Below are 16,708 nucleotides of genomic sequence, written 5' to 3' on the forward strand. Positions count from 1 at the left end.
AACCTTCCGTGAATTCGATCGTTTACTGGTTTGAAGAATTATTCGCCTCTCTCCCCTTGTCCTTTTTAGACATTTGGGGAAGGTTCGGCTATATAGTCGGGATCTTTTTAATGATCTGCGCCTACGGAGGTTTTACTTTTAATCCCGGCGGCAAATTCGGCTTCGGTCGCCAAAAACAAAGTTGGGATACCCAGGCTTTTTTAAGCATTCCATTCACTTTCGTTTTTATATTTATCACCGGTTACATTGGTTCTTTTATCGTTTTAGTTCCTGGCGCCCAAACATTCGAATCCCTAAAGGATCTAACGGTATTTCTTTGTATTCTTTTGTTCGGTTATCCTGCACTTCTCGCGGTACCTTTTGCTTACGGACTTTCGGATCTGATAGAAGGAGTTCCCCCTAATTTTCTATTCGATTGGCTTTTAGGATATTTTATCAACCCTTCCTGCTTTTGGGTGGCTTATCAGTTGATCGGAAGAGATCCTGATTTCAAAAAATTGAAAACATGGGGATTATATTCGATTTTTGTAATTATATTTATGAGCATAGAGCCTCAGCTTTGGGGATATATCTGCTCGGAACAATTCACCCGTGAGATCTCCTACCGAAATATCACCCCCGCGTTGTTCTTTACTACTGGAGTTACTTGGGTCGTGGCTCCTTTTGCGATGTTGGTCGCATTACCCCTTGCTAGAAAATATGGATTGTTTTGGACGGAAATTCCGGGTCATACCAGAGAACTGGTCTTAAGTTATAAAGAATGGTACTGGCAGGAGGAAAAATTAGGAAAAGACGGAACTCCTTTAGTTCAAGGACTTCCTATCCGAATGTTTTTAGTCACCCCGTTCATTCTTTTGGTTCTGATCATGGTGGCTGCCACAGCTTATCTAACTTTGAGAAGTTCCGAAGCCGCATCCGGAAAACTTGCTTCTAGATTACACCAGGAGATCTCCGAGAATATTAATCTTCGATTGGATGATTATTTAGCACATTCCGCTCAGAAAAAACCGGAAGAAATTTCTCTTTTATTAAAAAATACGAATATAGCTAAACATGGAAGAGCATTTATCGTCGATAGAGAAACTAAAATCATCGCTTCTTCTGACCTTCGATTTAATAATTTAGGAGTAGCTTCGGAGAGTGAAGATCCTGTAATACAAAACTCTATTCTTTCCGTACTGAAAGATTATGGAGATCTATATTCTGTCAAACTTGCATTTCAATTTAGATTCGATATTGTAACTGCAAAACCCGTTTCCAGAGAAACCTGGCTTACTCAAGTGACTCCGTATAGGGATAATGCAGGAAAATATGATTGGGTCGTAATTACGGCAATGCCCTCTTCTTATTATTTAGAAGGTGTGCAGATCGGAAATAGTGAGTCTGCAAAAGTATTTGCAGTTGCCTTGACACTTTCTCTTTTGATCGCAGCATTTTTGGCCGGAATTGTTACATCACCAATCCGTAATATTTCTCAAGCGAGCAGGGCATTGGCTGCCGGGGACTTCTCCCAAAGGGTACCTTTCAGTAAATTGGAAGAGATAGGGACACTTGCGTTTTCTTTCAACCATATGGCCGAACAACTTCAGGAAGCATTCCGCAGGACAAAATCCAGCGAGGAACAATACAAAGATCTTGTTGATACAACGCCTGGTGTTGTTTGGGAAGCGGATGCGATCACGTTTAATTTCACATTTGTGAGCAAGCAGGCTGTGGATCTACTAGGGTATGCCGTGGAAGAATGGAAAACTCCAGGTTTCTGGGCAGACCATATACATCCGGAAGATAGGAACTACGCGGTAAATTATTGCGTTGCATGTACGGGCAGGTTAGAAGCTCACGATTTCGAATATAGATTCTTGAAAAAAGACGGAACAGTTGTTTGGCTCCGAGACATGGTGAAGGTAATCGCCGAAGGAAACAAAGAAAAATGGCTTCGTGGAGTGATGGTTGATATTACCGAACGAAAAAATTTCGAAGAGAAGTTTTTGGAAAGGAATAGATTTATAGAATCTATTTTGGATATCAGTCCGGATATATTATATATCTACGATATAAAAGACAAGAAGAACGTATATAGTAATATCGGTGTGGAAAGATTATTAGGATATTCCGTGGAAGAGATCCAGGAAATGGGAAATTCTCTTCTTAAATCGCTTATGCATCCCGACGATTTCCAGGTATACTTAACTAATATTATTCCGAAATATTTAAATGCTTTAGATAGGGATGTAATAGAACACCAATATAGGATGCATCATAAGGACCAAAAATGGCGTTGGTTCGTTTCTAGAGAATTGATCTATAAGAGAGATTCGGAAGGAATTCCAACTCAGATTTTCGGTATCTCCAATGATATCACTAAGAGTAAAGAAGCAGAAGAAACTATCTTGGATCTGAATGCTAACCTGGAACGTAAGATTGATCAGAGAACACAAGAATTAAAAAGAACGAATGAAAATCTAAAAGAATCTTTGGATTATCAAAAAAAGATATCCGAGGAATTGAAAGAAACACAAAGCCAACTTCTTCTTTCCGAAAAATTGGCTGCCCTGGGACAACTTGCTGCGGGTATGACCCACGAATTGAATACACCTTTGGGTGCGATCGTTTCTTCGAATCGAGCAATTTTGGATATTTTATACGAAGAGATCAGAGATATACCCGACCTTCTTCTTACTTTAAACAAAACTGAAGTGGAACATTTCAAATTTTTGCTAGATGAAAGTTTGAAGGAAATTTCCCAAGCGGAGATCTTACCGAATCGTTCCTTGAGAAGAGAGCTCGTTCGAGTATTCAAAGAGGCCTCCGTTCCGGACCCGGAGAATGCGGTAAACATGATCCTGGAATTGGGGGTTCATAGATTAGGAGAAAAACTACCAGATCTTCTGAAGACCGAAAATTCCTTGAAAATCCTAGAGGCAGTTTCGTCTATCGCATCCGTTGTGAGATTCAGTAATGTGATTTCAATTGCCACCGGAAAGGCGTCTTACGTAGTGGATGCCCTCAAAAATTATCTAAACCCAGGAACGCATAACGGAGATGAGGAGCTTGTCCCGGTAGATATCGAAGTGGAACTTGAAACCATTATTGCCCTATATCATAATAAGATCAAGTATGGCGTCGAAGTAATTAAACATTATCGGACAGACGAACTTTGTTTGGGAGATCCGGATAAGCTGAATCAAGTATGGATCAATCTATTAAATAATGGATTGCAGGCCATGAACTATAAAGGTAAAATCGAAATTTCGATCGAGAAAAGAGAATCTTGGATTATAGTCTCGTTTGCTGATTCCGGCTCCGGGATTCCGAAAGAAATCCAGGACAAAATTTTCGATCCATTCTTCACTACTAAAAATCCGGGAGAAGGTATCGGCCTTGGTTTGGATATCTGCAAAAAGATCGTAGAGAAGATGGGCGGGAAAATAGAGTTTGAAAGCGAGCCTGGACACACTAGGTTCGAAGTTTGGCTGAAACCTGCGAATCGCAAAAAAGAGGAATCTATTGGGAACTGAAACATCACAGAATGCGATCCTATGCGTGGATGACGAGGCGATCATCTTAATTACCTTGCAAAAGGAATTAAAAAAACAACTCGGAAATTTATTCCAATATGAAACAGCTTTAAACGCAGAAGAAGCTATGGAAGTTATAGATGATCTGGTAAGCGCCGGTGTGAATGTGATCCTGATTCTTTCCGATTGGTTGATGCCAGGGATTAAGGGAGACGAGTTTTTAATTTTGGTCCATCAGAAGTATCCTCAAATTCGATCTATTTTGATTACTGGGCATGTGGACGCTGCCGCAGTGGATAGGGTCAAAAAAGAAGCAGGGACATATACTGTGATTCCCAAACCTTGGGATGTGAATAAACTAATGGAAGCAGTTCGAGTTTGTTGTAATTTGAATTAGAGCGAACGTTACGAAAATCATCTCGGGAAACATTTTTATCCCTGATATTTTGCCCTTCAAACTAACACCGGTTCGTTCGGATATCTATATCTTGAAAACGAATTGACCTTTCTCTTTCGGAGAAGATACTTTATTATCTCTTAAAGGAATCTTCTGATCATGCTTCAAAATAACTACTTTAACGATGTATCCGACTTGAGGTTACATTTCGATCATATAATCAATTGGAAGGAAATCGTGGATTCCTACGAAGGAGGATTTGTCGACGCCGCAAAATATAAGGCCGGAGACGAAAGATTTGCTACTGCACCTTCTTCTTATGACGAAGCATTAGAATATTATAAAACGTTACTGGACTCGGTCGGAGAATTTGCGGGCAAAGAAATCGCTCCCTATGTGGCCGAATTGGATAAGGTCGGTGTTAAATTCGAGAATGGAAAAGTGGCATTCCCGGAAAAACTATTGGAGATCGTTCGAAAAGCTAGAGATGCGGGATTACAACCCACAGGTTTTTCCAGAAAATACGGCGGTTTGGGAATTCCTTGGACTGTCCGTGCATTCTTTAGCGAAATCTTATATAGGGTAGATGCATCCGTTTGTATCTCCATAGGTTGTGTGAACTTAGCCGAAATAGTAGAGAAGAACGGAAGCGAGGAATTAAAAGAAGAATGGTTACCTCGTTTGGCAGCGGGAGAATTCGCATGTGCCATGGGGCTTACAGAGCCAGATCATGGTTCCGATCTGCCAGGACTTCGTACTAAGGCAATTCATAAAGAAGGAAATATTTATCTATTAAACGGAACCAAAAGATTTATCACACAAGGTTGTGGCACTGGAGAAATTCCTGCGATTCTTTTGTTACTCGCTCGAACAGGAAATCCCGGAAGTGGAGCAAGAGGTCTGTCCTTCTTCTTGGTCCAATCCAAAGACGTACAAGTTGCAGGAATCGAGAAGAAGATGGGACTACATTGTTCTCCTACTTGCGAGATAGTTTTAGAAAACACTCCTGGGATATTGATCGGAGAAGAAGGCCACGGACTTATCAAACATACAATGGGAATGTTGAATGGCGCTCGTATGGGAATTTCCCAACAAGGAGTTGGGATTGCACAAGCAGCCTTAGCCGAAACTAAAAAATATACTTCTGAAAGGATCCAATTCGGAAAACCGATCGGAACCATTCCTGCAGTTCGCAAAATTCTTCGTAGAATGGAAAGAGAAACCATGGCAATGCGTTGTTTGATGTTGGAAGGCGCGAGAGCCATGGATCTGTATTATTTTAGAGGAGATCACCTGAAAGAAAAAGGCGCCACGGAAAGGGATCTGAAATCGGATGTGGTCTTAAAATATTGGGAAAAATTAGCCGGAATACTTACGCCTATCTCCAAGTTTTACTGTTCAGAGTCTTGTGTAAAGATCGCAGGTGATGCAGTTCAACTTCATGGAGGAGCAGGCTTTACGGAAGATTATGATGTTTCCAGAATTTATAGAGACTCAAGGATCACAACTATCTATGACGGTACTTCTCAAATCCAAGTTAATGCGAGTATCGGTGGGGTAGTTACCGGGATGACCGGTCACGGTTTCTTAAGAGAATATATAGATAATGAATGGTCCCATTTTCCAACCGAAGAGACCAAAGTTCTTTCCGATGTTTGGGACGGTTTCCAAGAAGCGGTTGTGTTGTATAAAGAACTTTCAACTTCCGAGGAAAGAGAAGAGACTGCAGATGAGATCGTATGGGCAAGTGCCAGACTTCTTTCCGGTTTATTATTTTATCGTTCTACTCTTCGTATTCCGGAAGAGCTTAGGGCGGAAAGACTTTCTCATGTGGAAGAGTATAATCTGGATAGTTTGGGTTATATGGAAGGTTTAAGAGCGAAGCTTAGGGTTAAAATTTCGGCTAGACAGGCAGTTTAGCTACCCAAAAAAACCATTTTTGGCCTTATACTTTTAGGAAATCGGTCGATGGAATTAGAAGGAGGGGACTATGCCCGCATTCTCTATTCCGGGACTGAGTTCCGGCCAGGATACGAACCAAATCGTAAAAAAACTGGTAGAGCTGGAAGCAAAGCCGATTCGCCGTTTGGAAAAACAAAACGGTTTTAATCAGGCTCAGGTCAAGGCATGGTCCGATCTTAAAACTCTTACTACAGACCTCCAAAACAAAACTAGAGAAATTATTTCTTTCACGGCGCCTTTTGCGACTAAGTCGATCGTTTCCGATCCGGAAGGTGTGATCACCGGAGATGCTGCACGTTCTGCAAGCAGCGGAAAACGTAAGATAGAAGTGAAAGAACTTGCTACATTTCATCAGATCTCAGGTGATCCTATCGATTCAGAGAGAAAGATACCCGCTGGAACTTTCAAAATTCTTTCCGGAGAGATAGAGAAGGAGATTGAGTTCCAAGGCGGGACGATTCGAGATCTATATCTTACCATTCGCACTGCCGCTGCAGGGATCGTGCAACCTACGCTTGTAAAAGTGGACCAGGATAAGACGGTTCTTACATTGGCCGCCTCTCAGTCCGGTAAAGACAATCAATTGAAGTTTGATGATCCGAACGGAGTACTTAAGGCGGCTTCTCTTGTGGGAGGAATGCTGCCTCAGGATCCGCCTCAGTCTTTTTATCTTCCTTGGGAAGCAAGTCAAACGAATCCTTTTCAGCCTGATAAATACGGTATGGCAGCAACTGCAAAACCTACATTTATCGCTGCAGATCCGGAGAAAAAAGAACCTTCTAAGATCAAATTAGGTTCTAAACAAGCTTTCCAATTCCATATGGACGCCAAAGAAGGAAAGAAGGGAGCAAGAATTGAAGCTACTCTTTCCGAACCTTTGGAAGAAGGGGAAACAATTTCCTTAGGCGTGATCTATGATCAGGACGAGCAAGACAAAGTATTTTTAGAACAGGCTTACCATAAAGAAGGAAAAGTCCGAGTTACTTTCAAATCCAATATGGACGCTAAAAAGATCCATAAGGTAATCGTAATTAATCAAACGGGGAAGGAGAAGGAATTCTCCAATTTTAGATTTGTTCTTCCTGCGGAGTTTAATGGCGCAAAACCCGCAAAGACCATTGTAGAAGCCAAAGATGCTTCGTTTACCGTGGATGGAATAGAGATCACTCGACCAAAAAACGAAGGCCTTACAGACGTTTTAGACGGGGTACTTCTGAACCTGAACAAAAAGAGCGAGGGTGGACCTGCCGTCGTAGATATCAAAGTGGATTCCGCAAAAGGGATCCGAATGATCAAAGAATTTATAGAAGCATATAATAATGTTCTAAAATACTCTAAAGACGCCACTGCAGTCAATAGAGAAGGCGGGATCAGCGATTCCAAACTGGAAGATCCGGATATTGCAAGATCTTTCTGGGAAGGAAAAACTAAAACAGGCATCCTTGCCGGAGAAAACTCTGTCATTCGTTTAGTTGCTGGTATGAAAACAGTGACAACTTCTTCTTTTCCTGCTTATCCGAATTCAGAGATCAGAACACTTTCAGATGTCGGAATTTCGACAGGAGAAGTCGGAAGTAAATGGGCCGATATCCAAGAAGGTCTTCTGGCTTTGGATGAAGCAAAATTGGCTGCGAAACTTGCGGAAAATCCAGATGCAGTTCGTCATTTATTCGCCCAGGATACGAATTCTGACGCCAGAATGGATACCGGAGTAGGCGTAAACCTGGTTGAACATTTGAAACCTTATACTCAGTTCGCGGGTGGACTAGTAACAAGCAAGATTAAGTTATTGGAAGAACAAGTCTCCGATAATAATAAGAAGATTAAAAATTTCGAATCTCACCTCATGAGTTATGAAAAAAAACTCAAAGAGAAGTTCCTATATATGGAACAAGGTGTGGGTAGAAATAAGGCCGTCGGTTCCTATCTGAATAATAATCTAAGTAGGGGACAGGGCGGGGATGACAAATAAAGGAATTATAATATAAACGGAGGAATCACCGTGGAAATATTCGTAAACGAACAAAAATTGGAAAGTATCATCGAAAATGAAAAAAACCTTGGAGAGGTTTTCGATGCTGTACGTCGTTGGGTGGAAACGAACGGTAAATTTTTATTATCCTGTATCGTAGACGGTGAGGAATTTACTCAAAACACGATGCGTGATTCTTCTATTTCAAAAGCATCCAAGATGGAGTTTTTTGTTGGAGAGGAATTGGATATTCTGATTAGTTCCCTCCATGAACTGGATTCTTATGTGGATAAAGTGGGAACCACCTTGCTTGGAAGGGATTCTCTTACTGAAAAAGAATCCAAGGAACTAGGGGACGGGATAGAATGGATCCGTAGTCTTTTGGAATCCGCAGGTAAACTTTTAAAACTGAAATACGACCAGATCAAACCGATGGGTACCGGTTCCACAGTGAGTGAAATCCTAGAAGAATTGAGCCGCAATTCTTCCAAGCTGGATGGAACAACTGCCATCGAAGAATTTTTGGAATATCTACGAGACCTGAAATTATTCGTGATGGATTTGGTTGCTAGGGCCTCCGTTTTGGACCTGGACCTTCCTACTTTAAGAGAAATTTTAGATACTTTCATCAAGGCTGTTCCCGCTTTGAAAGAAAGTTTTGTGAAAGTTAATGAAAGTTATCAGGCGGGAAAAGACGAGGTGGCAACACATCTTCTTACTCAGTCTGTTTCACAGATTAATGTTCTTCTGACTTCGTTTATTACTCTTAGACAAAAACTTCCTGGAATGGACTTCTCTAAGATCCAGATCGCTGAAAGAAGTTTTGAAGAAAAAACAAACGACTTAAACGATACACTTGCTTCTGTTGCGTTGGCTTTAGAGGAAAAAGATATCATTCGTGCAGGAGATATTATCGAGTATGAAATCCCTGCCGTTTTGGATGAATTTCTTCCTTTCCTAGAAAAAGTAAAAGAGCAGGCAGATTCGCTCGCAGTTTAATCACTACGTTTTTAGAACTAACGCGCGGGTTATATTAACCCGTAATTTCTAAACAGAATAAGGTTAGATCGTCCGTCATAATTCCGTCTCCGAAGGATTCCGAATAGGATACTAAGGAGCGGATCAGACTGTCGGAATCCTGATAAGAAAGTTTTTTTACAGCCTCCACAAGTGTAGAATTGCCCATCGGAATTCCTTTAGATCCTCGAACTTCGAATAAACCGTCAGAATACAATAACACTCTATCCCCGGGACGGAGTTGTATTTGGAAATCCTCCAAGATAGGAGTTCCAACTGCAAGTAAAACTCCCCCTTTTCCCTGTAGATCCAAAGTTTCCCCATCTCTAAGTAGAAGTCCCGCATGATGGCCCGCATAACTATATTCTAATATTCTTGTGTTTGGATTATATCTGAGGAAAACCGCAGAAATAAAATGTTGGGTTACCACAGAAGAAAGTAGATCGTTTGTGAATAATAAACCTTCTTTGGGCTTGTTTCCTTTTCTGGAAAATACATTGAAGGAGATGGATGCCATAGCAGCCACCATCGCGGAGGATATCCCATGTCCAGAAACATCTGCAAATAATATCTCCAGGCTTCCGTCTGCACTTTCGGAACAATTTAGAACATCTCCTCCAACTCGGTCATAAGGACGGAAATAGGAGAATATCTTAAATTTGTCGGAAGAAGGAAAATCCCTGGTAGTGATGGTATTCTGCACTTCTCTTGCTATGTCTAGATCTCGGATCACTCTAGAATAGAGCATATTGATTCTTTCGGAGGCTTCTTTTTTTTCAGTGATGTCTCGGAGAACATACACTCTACCTAGATCTCTTCCGGAGATCGGGATTTCCGATTTGGAAACTTCTAAATATACCGAATCGGAGTAGGGGAGCATGTCTTCTTCCGAAGAAACCTTTTTGGTCTCTGAAAATTTTCTTTTGAAGTCCATTCTAGAGAAGGGTCTTCTTGTAAATCCTTCTAAAAATTTTCCTAGATCCAACTTTTCAGGAGTGGAGGTTATTTTAGGAAAACCTAACATTTCTTTTGCACTTTCGTTCCAATACAGCAAATCATCGGAGGCGGATAACAGGATCACTCCTTCTCTCAGTTTTGCGTATAATTGGAGTGCGATTTTTTCCAATCGGATCTCTAAGAATCCGTATTTTGCGATCGCTATAAATACACAGGCAGATTGGATCACGCTCACACTTCCGCTCAATGGAGGATAATGCAGGTCTCCTTTTGATAAGATCCTAGGGAGTACTGTGGTTAAAAACCCGAGCACCGAGGAGAGAAATGTCCCGAATGCCAAAAGATAACATTGTTTTCTGAATCCGATCTCTTCTTTTCTAGATTCGAAAATCAAAAGAAATATCGCATATACTGGAGGAGAAACCGTGAGTAAATTGATCCCATATACGTAAAGTGGACCTTGGATGAGCATGTCGCCCCAGTATTTTCTCTCTACGCCTGCGATGATCCAATCAGTGGTTAATGTGATCGGAAAGATCGCGAGAGCCAATCCCCGCAAAAGATATAAAACTATATTCGGATTTTTTGATAAGAATGCGAACACAAACTCTAAGAATAAAGGTCCGACTAATAACCAGGAAATAGAGCTGATCTTAAATACCCAGGTCATCCAATGGAATGGCAAGAAGGACCAATACAGAATGATGGAAATGATCCAGAGGCTTAGGGCTCCGGAGTATAAAAGATATAAATGAACTACTCTATGTTTTCCTTTTAGTGCCAAAACATAGGTGAATAACCATAGATTGATAAATAATGCAAATAATGGAAGAATTAGATATGGATTCACGGTCCAATCTCCAAAGCCAACATTGCCAAATCGTCGTTATGTTTTCCGTTTCCGAATTCTAATGCCTTTCTATGAGCTGCTTCCAATAGGGAGCGAGTGTCTCTATCCGCCATTCCTTGGATCCAGTCTAAAAATTCATCATAACCGAAAATTTCCCCGAGGCCGTTTTTGACCTCATATAAACCATCAGAATATAAAAGTAATCTGTCAGAAGATTGTAGATCAAAATGATAATCGTTCAAATGTAATTCTTTTACTGCCAGTAAGATCCTACCTTCTCCTTCCAGAGGGTAAATTTTCCCTCCTCTAAAAATAAGCATGGGATGATGTCCTGCATAAGAGAATCGAACTCTTTTTTCATTTGGATAAAAACTTACATACACTGCAGAGATATGATGATGCAATACAACTTTGGAAAGCATTTCGTGGATCTCGGATAAACTTTCTTTGGGAGACAGTCCTTTGTCTGACACGATCTGGAAGGCGATAGAAAGCATTCCTCCCACCATTGCGGAGGCAATTCCATGACCGGAAACATCTGCAAATAGTATGTCGACTCTGTCCCCAGGATGTTCTATGACTCTCAACATATCGCCGCCCACCTTGTCTATGGGCTGAAAAAAGGAATGAATTCTATAAGAACCTTTGTCCGGAAATTTTTGGGTAATGATAGAAGCTTGAGTGACTCGAGCAATCTCTAAGTCATTTACAATTTGTGAATATAGCTGGTGGATCTTTTCTTGAGCTGCCTTCTTCTCCGTGATGTCTCTTAGAAGGTATAATGTTCCGGATTCATTTTCAGTGATCCTGATTTCCGAGACCGTAAGTTCTATAAATTGTAAGGTTGAGTTGCCTATTAATTGGTAATCTCTAGGGATATGATCCTGTTCCTCTCTATAATTCGCAAAATGCCATTCTGGTCTGAATAATCCTTCTTTAGAAGGAGAACCATCTAAGATTGCGATTGCGGCTTGGTTTGCAAAAAAGAATTCGTGATTTTCTTTTGTTAGAATGATCCCATCGTGAATGTCCCGGAATAATTCTACTGCAATCCTTTCTAAACTGATATTTAAAAAGCCGTAACGTGTGATCGCCACAAAAATAAAGAATGCCTGTATACTGATCGCCGCTGGACTCAAAGGAACGAATAAAAATCTGCCTTGTTCATCTAAGTTGAATAGCTCTGTATAAGCGCTGATCCCGAGTGCAATCGTTGTGCCCAAGATCCAGTAATTTAGTTGTTGTCTGATCTTTTTTTGTTTTGTCCTAAATCTTTCTTTTAAAAGAAGATAGAGCCCCCAGATTGCAGGGCCACTGACTGCGACGGAGCTAAATGGAACGAATAAAATCCCGGGTTCTAATTCGTAGCCCCAATCGTATAGGATAGAACCCTTGATGATCCAATCCGTGGAAGCGGTCAGAAAAATGGTGAGCACCACTGAGAAGCGAAAGAAAGAAAGCAGGATTGTCGAACGAATGTTTAAAAATCTATATACAGTTTCTAAGAATAAAAGCCCGACAGGGATCCAGGTGAAACAGGAAAGTTTAAAAATTGGAGTCATCCATTCCGGAGGAAGCATACTCCAATATAAAATATAAGAAATTAGCCAAAGATTTAGAAATAGAACGAAGCGTAAGAAGTCCCTGATAACTGCGCTTCGGAACCTTCTCGCAAAAACATATGAAATAAGAAGAGTATTTATGATTAGAGCGCTTATTGGCAGAAAAAGGTAATAATTCATAGGCCCGACGCTTCGAGGCATCCTAACCGGGTCCTAATTCGGAATCAATCCCGAATGACTTGTCGACGGACCTTTTTTAGGCCGGAAAACCATAGTTTTTAGAGAGTTTAAAATCCTGGAAAATTAGGATTTGTTTATTAAGAAAATGAATTGCGTTAGACGACATTGTGTATAGGATTGACGCGACTAACGCTCCGTCGCGGCCAAGAGGAAAATCAAATGAGTGGACTGGATCCGGTAGGAACGATGGAACCTAGCTCCGATTATTTGATCCAAGAATCAGCATCTTATCTTCCTAAAGAGGCACCCATACTTTCCCTAAAAGGAGTAACTCTTACTCCTGTATGTATTTGCCCTGAATGTGGTATAATTAGCAAAACTCCTTGGTATAAATCTAGAGGAAGGCTCAGAGATTGGGCAGGTTTTTTGGAAGAAGTCAGACATATCATCTGTTCCAACGAGTCCTGCCAGACAAAATATCCCCCTAAATACCTAATGGATTTCCCAAAAGGGATTAGTATTTTAAATAAATCGAATTTACTTAAGTCATTAAAGTCTTGGTTCGAGGAGTTTTCCGGAAGAGAGATCGTTTGGGCAGAAGAAGAGGAATCAGATTCTCTACATTGGGATCCATTCTTTCAATCCGTACCAAACTGGGCGGATCATATTCCTATGCATCTGTTTGTGAATATTCTGCGTTATACGCCCCCAAAGGATCTGGAAGGGATCCTTTTAGGAAGGAAGGGAATTCCACTTTTCGGCGGATTTAAACTTTAAGAAAATCTCATAATCGGGCTCTGCCGGTTTCAGGAGCGACGCAGACTATTGTCCGCTACGCGAGCTTCAGGCGGGCCGACTATCTTTCTTGCAGGATCTTTCGGGAAAGAGTCTCGTCTTTCTTTAATTGGGAAATCAGAGCATCCACGCCCGGGAATTTGATCTCTTCTCTGATCTTTTTAGTAAAGATTACGTTTACCTTCTTTCCGTAGATATCATCCGAAAAATCGAATATATGACTTTCTAATGTGACTGCTTGGTCACCAAATGTAGGATTATTTCCAATATTGATCATAGAAGGATAGGTTTTCCCTTCGATCTCCGTTCTTCCTGCGTAAACACCGACTCCCGGAAGAATGAGCTCCGGTAAAGGTTGCACATTAGCTGTAGGAAATCCTATGGTTCTTCCTCTTTGATGGCCTTGTACAACAGTTCCAGTGACCGAGAATTCTCGGCCGAGACATTCTTCAGCTTCTTCTACCTTACCTTCTCTCAATAAGGAGCGAATATGGGAGCTAGAAAGTTTTGTGGTGCCAAGATACACAGGATCCAATTTTTCCAGATCATATCCATACTCGGAAGAATACTTTTTGAGAAGTTCGTAATCTCCTCTTCTTCCTTTTCCGAAACAATGATTGAATCCGATCAGAATGGATTTTGCTTCCAGTTGGTTGATTAAGATCTCTTTTAGGAATGTCTCCGCCTCTATTTGGGCGAATTCCAAAGTGAATGGGACAACGACTAGCCAGTCAATCCCATAAGATTCTATTAAATTTTCCTTATCTGCTTGGGTGGTGATCCCTCCCAGGTCCTTGTCTTTTCCTAAAACTAAAGCAGGGTTGGGATGATATGTGACGACACAAGAAGGAAGGCCTTTTTCCAGGGAAATTTCCTTGGTTCTTTCTAAAAGAGCCTGGTGGCCCAGATGGATCCCGTCAAAATTCCCCAAAGTTACGACTGTGGAAGTCTTTAGGTTGCTTTTTAAGTTCTCCAGACTTCTAAGAATTTTCAAGTTTCTCTCCAAAGGACGGTCGATATTCTAAAAAGATGGACTGGCGCCGAATTGCAATACTCTTATTCTTAATTCTTGCCGCTGCCGGACAGGGTCCGATCAGTCAGGAAAATCGGAAAACGAAAAATTTTGAGAATTTCTCCAAACCGATGGGGGGAGAAAACTATATTTCTGAAGATTATAAAACCTTCCCCGAACTTTCGATTTGGGCCTATCATAATGGTCTGAAATTAGCTCCGGACAGAAAAGATCCTGCCCCTGGTGCCGGAACCGGCCGACTATTTGACAACCAATGTAGAATGGTCCCAGAAACAGGGTTGGATATACTACTCATTGCAGATTCGAATAGAAAAGACATTATCTATGTTTATTTCGATCTAACCTACTTTTCTAAGACTGAAAATGCGGCGATTTTACCGGATAGAGAGCTCAGAATTTCTGCAAACGGAATCTTGAAAAGAACAGTCCGCTTTCCGGATGCAAATTTATACTCCAAATCTATCTATGCAGGAACTCCTCCAGTGTATATAACAGTGGACCCATCCGAGTTAAGAGAAGGTAGGCTGAATTTGAATCTTACGCCGCTTGCAGGAGAAAAGGGTAGGTTTTGGGGAGTTTGGGACGTGTTTTTGTCCTACACTGCCCCGGAATATCCTTGAAAGGTCAAGGAAACTGGCTGGTGAATTCGGACTCTGAAAGAGTTTGGAAGTAAGAAGTCAGTCCTGCCACTTTGAACACTTTTTCGATCGCAGGTTTCATGTTTGCGATGAAAAATTTTCCGCTCAATTCTTGGACATAATTCAATTGTTTAATCAGCATTCCGATCCCAGAGGAGTCGATGTAGTTTAACTTTTCGAGGTTGATCACAACGTTATTGTTAGTTCGATCAATATTCTGTTCGAAAAAGTTTTTGAGATCTATGGACGTATAGATGTCCAGACTCCCGGAGAGGCTGATTATATTTGTTTCGCTGGATTTTCTAATGCTGATTTCCATATCCGTCCCTTCCCTTTTCGTAGAATCCGGCCGGAATTCAACGAATTTTTAGGAAAATTCCGGGCTTTTTGACGGAATGGACGACACTAAATATAGGAAATCGTCCGGACTTTACGAATGAAGCAACCGTTCATCTTACTTCTTTTGATCTCCATATTCAGTTGGGAAATATTTTCTCAGGACTTCGAGAAGGACGGTCAGATCAAAATCCTTCCTTACGAACCTATGCAGGTCCGAGACATAGAAGGACTTACAAAAGATATCAAAGACTTTCATAAAAGAATCGAGGATATGCTCCCTTTCTTAAATAGAAGGAAAAAAATTATTGATAATGAGTATTTCCAATTTGTTCCTGCGATGGAAAATTTTAATTTCCCGGTTCGTGACAGGTTTTTAGTAGATAAAAAGTTTTATCTAAAAGTTTCAGGGGGAGAAGGTTCCCTAAAATTGGACGGAGTCCGCTTTATCACTAGAAAATCTCTGGTTACCAAGCTCAGACCGATTAACGACGAGATCGGGGAATTAAAAAACGAGAAGGTCGTGGCCTCCGATATTTCTAATATTGTTTTAGTAGTAAAAAGAAAAACGGATGCGGGAACCAAAGAAGAAGTATATAGTCTTGGAAATATTAGGAGCCCGAATCAAAGGGTCAAATTTGTCCGTTCTTATCGCGACAATCTTGCAGAAGTGATTCAAGCTATAGACAAGTATGTGGAAGGAACGATCCGAGCAGACGGAAAAGATGTGGATACCATGTTGGATGGTTTGGATAGCGGCGGTTCCTTCCAAGAATATAATTCGAATCGTTAAATCGATTTTAGAGTCTAAAATTTTACCATGAGTTCGGCCTGGACAGATCATTATAAGGTCCTTGGCCTGAACTACGGTGCCAGCCCCGAGTCCATCAAACATAGATATAGAGAACTCGCCAAAATATTTCATCCTGATAATCTGCTTACCGGTTCTAAACCCGTGTTCTTAAAAGTTGTGGAATCTTATCAGGTGCTTTCCAAACCGGAAGAACGTTCTCGTTTTGATCAAGAATTTAAGATCAGAAAGAAACAAGAACATGCAAAAAATGGAATTCACCTGATCCCACCTTCCAGGATCGTATTCGCTACCCAGGCGGTTGAATTTGCGAGAAGGGGTCTTCTTCGTGCCGGAATGAGAAGTAGGGACCGCAAAAAATATACAGGTATCTATCATGATATTCGGATCTGTCTCAAACCCGAAGAGTTATTGGGTAGAATATTCGCAGCCATTCCTTTGGTAGTCAGATCTATCTGTCCGGAATGCAGAGGTTCCGATCTAAACTGTTCTTCCTGTGGTGGAAAGGGGAGTTATAAAAGTTACAGATACCTAAAATGGAGTCCCGAACCGGGAAGTTTAGTCCCTGGTAGGATCTATACTTTGGATTTATCCGGCTTTCGCCCTGACGCATTTACTCATTTCAAAAAGAGGATCTTAAAAGTTAAAATTGAACTCTTCCAGGGTCAAAAAAAATAGGT

General features: G+C 41.0%; 13 protein-coding genes. 9 read left to right on the forward strand and 4 right to left on the reverse strand.

Going from position 1 to position 16,708, the window contains the following annotated elements:
- Window positions 1-8: 8 nt before the first annotated feature.
- The 5 genes from CH365_RS15865 to CH365_RS15885 all read left to right on the forward strand — a co-directional run bounded on the left by CH365_RS15865 (window position 9) and on the right by CH365_RS15885 (window position 8,848).
- Entirely contained in the window at window positions 9-3,518 is a 3,510-nt protein-coding gene (locus tag CH365_RS15865; protein ID WP_100769546.1) for a PAS domain-containing protein, read from the forward strand.
- A complete protein-coding gene (locus tag CH365_RS15870; protein WP_100769547.1) occupies window positions 3,508-3,915 on the forward strand; it encodes a response regulator in 408 nt (135 codons plus the stop codon). The genes CH365_RS15865 and CH365_RS15870 overlap by 11 nt, the downstream gene beginning before the upstream one ends.
- Before the next feature lie 159 nt (window positions 3,916-4,074).
- Window positions 4,075-5,835 (forward strand): acyl-CoA dehydrogenase family protein, encoded by a 1,761-nt coding sequence (locus tag CH365_RS15875; protein WP_100769548.1) that lies wholly within the window; start codon window positions 4,075-4,077, stop codon window positions 5,833-5,835.
- Window positions 5,836-5,905: 70 nt separating this feature from the next.
- Window positions 5,906-7,849, forward strand: coding sequence for a flagellar filament capping protein FliD (gene fliD, locus CH365_RS15880; RefSeq protein ID WP_100769549.1), 1,944 nt, complete (start codon window positions 5,906-5,908; stop codon window positions 7,847-7,849).
- 30 nt (window positions 7,850-7,879) lie between these two features.
- Window positions 7,880-8,848, forward strand: a complete 969-nt coding sequence (locus CH365_RS15885; RefSeq protein ID WP_100769550.1) for a hypothetical protein — start codon at window positions 7,880-7,882, stop codon at window positions 8,846-8,848.
- A gap of 34 nt (window positions 8,849-8,882) precedes the next feature.
- Here the strand turns inward: CH365_RS15885 and CH365_RS15890 are convergent, their stop codons facing one another.
- Window positions 8,883-10,673, reverse strand: a complete 1,791-nt coding sequence (locus CH365_RS15890; protein WP_100769551.1) for a SpoIIE family protein phosphatase — start codon at window positions 10,671-10,673, stop codon at window positions 8,883-8,885.
- Complete coding sequence (locus CH365_RS15895; protein ID WP_100769710.1) at window positions 10,670-12,415, reverse strand: SpoIIE family protein phosphatase; 1,746 nt, start codon at window positions 12,413-12,415, stop codon at window positions 10,670-10,672. The genes CH365_RS15890 and CH365_RS15895 overlap by 4 nt, the downstream gene beginning before the upstream one ends.
- 219 nt (window positions 12,416-12,634) lie before the next feature.
- Here CH365_RS15895 and CH365_RS15900 point away from each other — a divergent pair, with 219 nt between their 5' ends.
- Window positions 12,635-13,192, forward strand: a complete 558-nt coding sequence (locus tag CH365_RS15900) for a hypothetical protein (RefSeq protein ID WP_100769552.1) — start codon at window positions 12,635-12,637, stop codon at window positions 13,190-13,192.
- Window positions 13,193-13,271: 79 nt separating this feature from the next.
- Here the strand turns inward: CH365_RS15900 and CH365_RS15905 are convergent, their stop codons facing one another.
- Entirely contained in the window at window positions 13,272-14,204 is a 933-nt protein-coding gene (locus CH365_RS15905; RefSeq protein WP_100769553.1) for a bifunctional riboflavin kinase/FAD synthetase, read from the reverse strand.
- Between the two features lie 35 nt (window positions 14,205-14,239).
- Here CH365_RS15905 and CH365_RS15910 point away from each other — a divergent pair, with 35 nt between their 5' ends.
- A complete protein-coding gene (locus CH365_RS15910; protein ID WP_100769554.1) occupies window positions 14,240-14,863 on the forward strand; it encodes an LIC10729 family protein in 624 nt (207 codons plus the stop codon).
- A 4-nt stretch (window positions 14,864-14,867) separates the two neighbouring features.
- Here CH365_RS15910 and CH365_RS15915 read toward each other — a convergent pair whose 3' ends face one another.
- Window positions 14,868-15,200, reverse strand: coding sequence for an STAS domain-containing protein (locus tag CH365_RS15915; protein ID WP_100769555.1), 333 nt, complete (start codon window positions 15,198-15,200; stop codon window positions 14,868-14,870).
- A 117-nt stretch (window positions 15,201-15,317) separates the two neighbouring features.
- On the opposite strand from CH365_RS15915, the gene CH365_RS15920 reads away from it, so the two are divergent.
- Window positions 15,318-16,010, forward strand: coding sequence for an LIC_12936 family protein (locus CH365_RS15920; RefSeq protein WP_100769556.1), 693 nt, complete (start codon window positions 15,318-15,320; stop codon window positions 16,008-16,010).
- 27 nt (window positions 16,011-16,037) lie between these two features.
- Window positions 16,038-16,706, forward strand: coding sequence for a J domain-containing protein (locus CH365_RS15925; RefSeq protein WP_100769557.1), 669 nt, complete (start codon window positions 16,038-16,040; stop codon window positions 16,704-16,706).
- Window positions 16,707-16,708 lie beyond the last annotated feature (2 nt).

Origin of the sequence: Leptospira neocaledonica, from assembly GCF_002812205.1 — a bacterium.
Classification (GTDB): Bacteria; Spirochaetota; Leptospiria; order Leptospirales; family Leptospiraceae; genus Leptospira_B; species Leptospira_B neocaledonica.

Excerpts from the sequence above, each read along its gene's own strand:
- CH365_RS15875 (WP_100769548.1), top strand. The coding sequence starts at position 4,075 with ATGCTTCAAAATAACTACTTTAACGATGTATCCGACTTGAGGTTACAT.
- fliD (WP_100769549.1), top strand. The coding sequence starts at position 5,906 with ATGCCCGCATTCTCTATTCCGGGACTGAGTTCCGGCCAGGATACGAAC.
- CH365_RS15895 (WP_100769710.1), bottom strand. The coding sequence starts at position 12,415 with ATGAATTATTACCTTTTTCTGCCAATAAGCGCTCTAATCATAAATACT.
- CH365_RS15900 (WP_100769552.1), top strand. The coding sequence starts at position 12,635 with ATGAGTGGACTGGATCCGGTAGGAACGATGGAACCTAGCTCCGATTAT.
- CH365_RS15910 (WP_100769554.1), top strand. The coding sequence starts at position 14,240 with ATGGACTGGCGCCGAATTGCAATACTCTTATTCTTAATTCTTGCCGCT.
- CH365_RS15915 (WP_100769555.1), bottom strand. The coding sequence starts at position 15,200 with ATGGAAATCAGCATTAGAAAATCCAGCGAAACAAATATAATCAGCCTC.
- CH365_RS15920 (WP_100769556.1), top strand. The coding sequence starts at position 15,318 with ATGAAGCAACCGTTCATCTTACTTCTTTTGATCTCCATATTCAGTTGG.
- CH365_RS15925 (WP_100769557.1), top strand. The coding sequence starts at position 16,038 with ATGAGTTCGGCCTGGACAGATCATTATAAGGTCCTTGGCCTGAACTAC.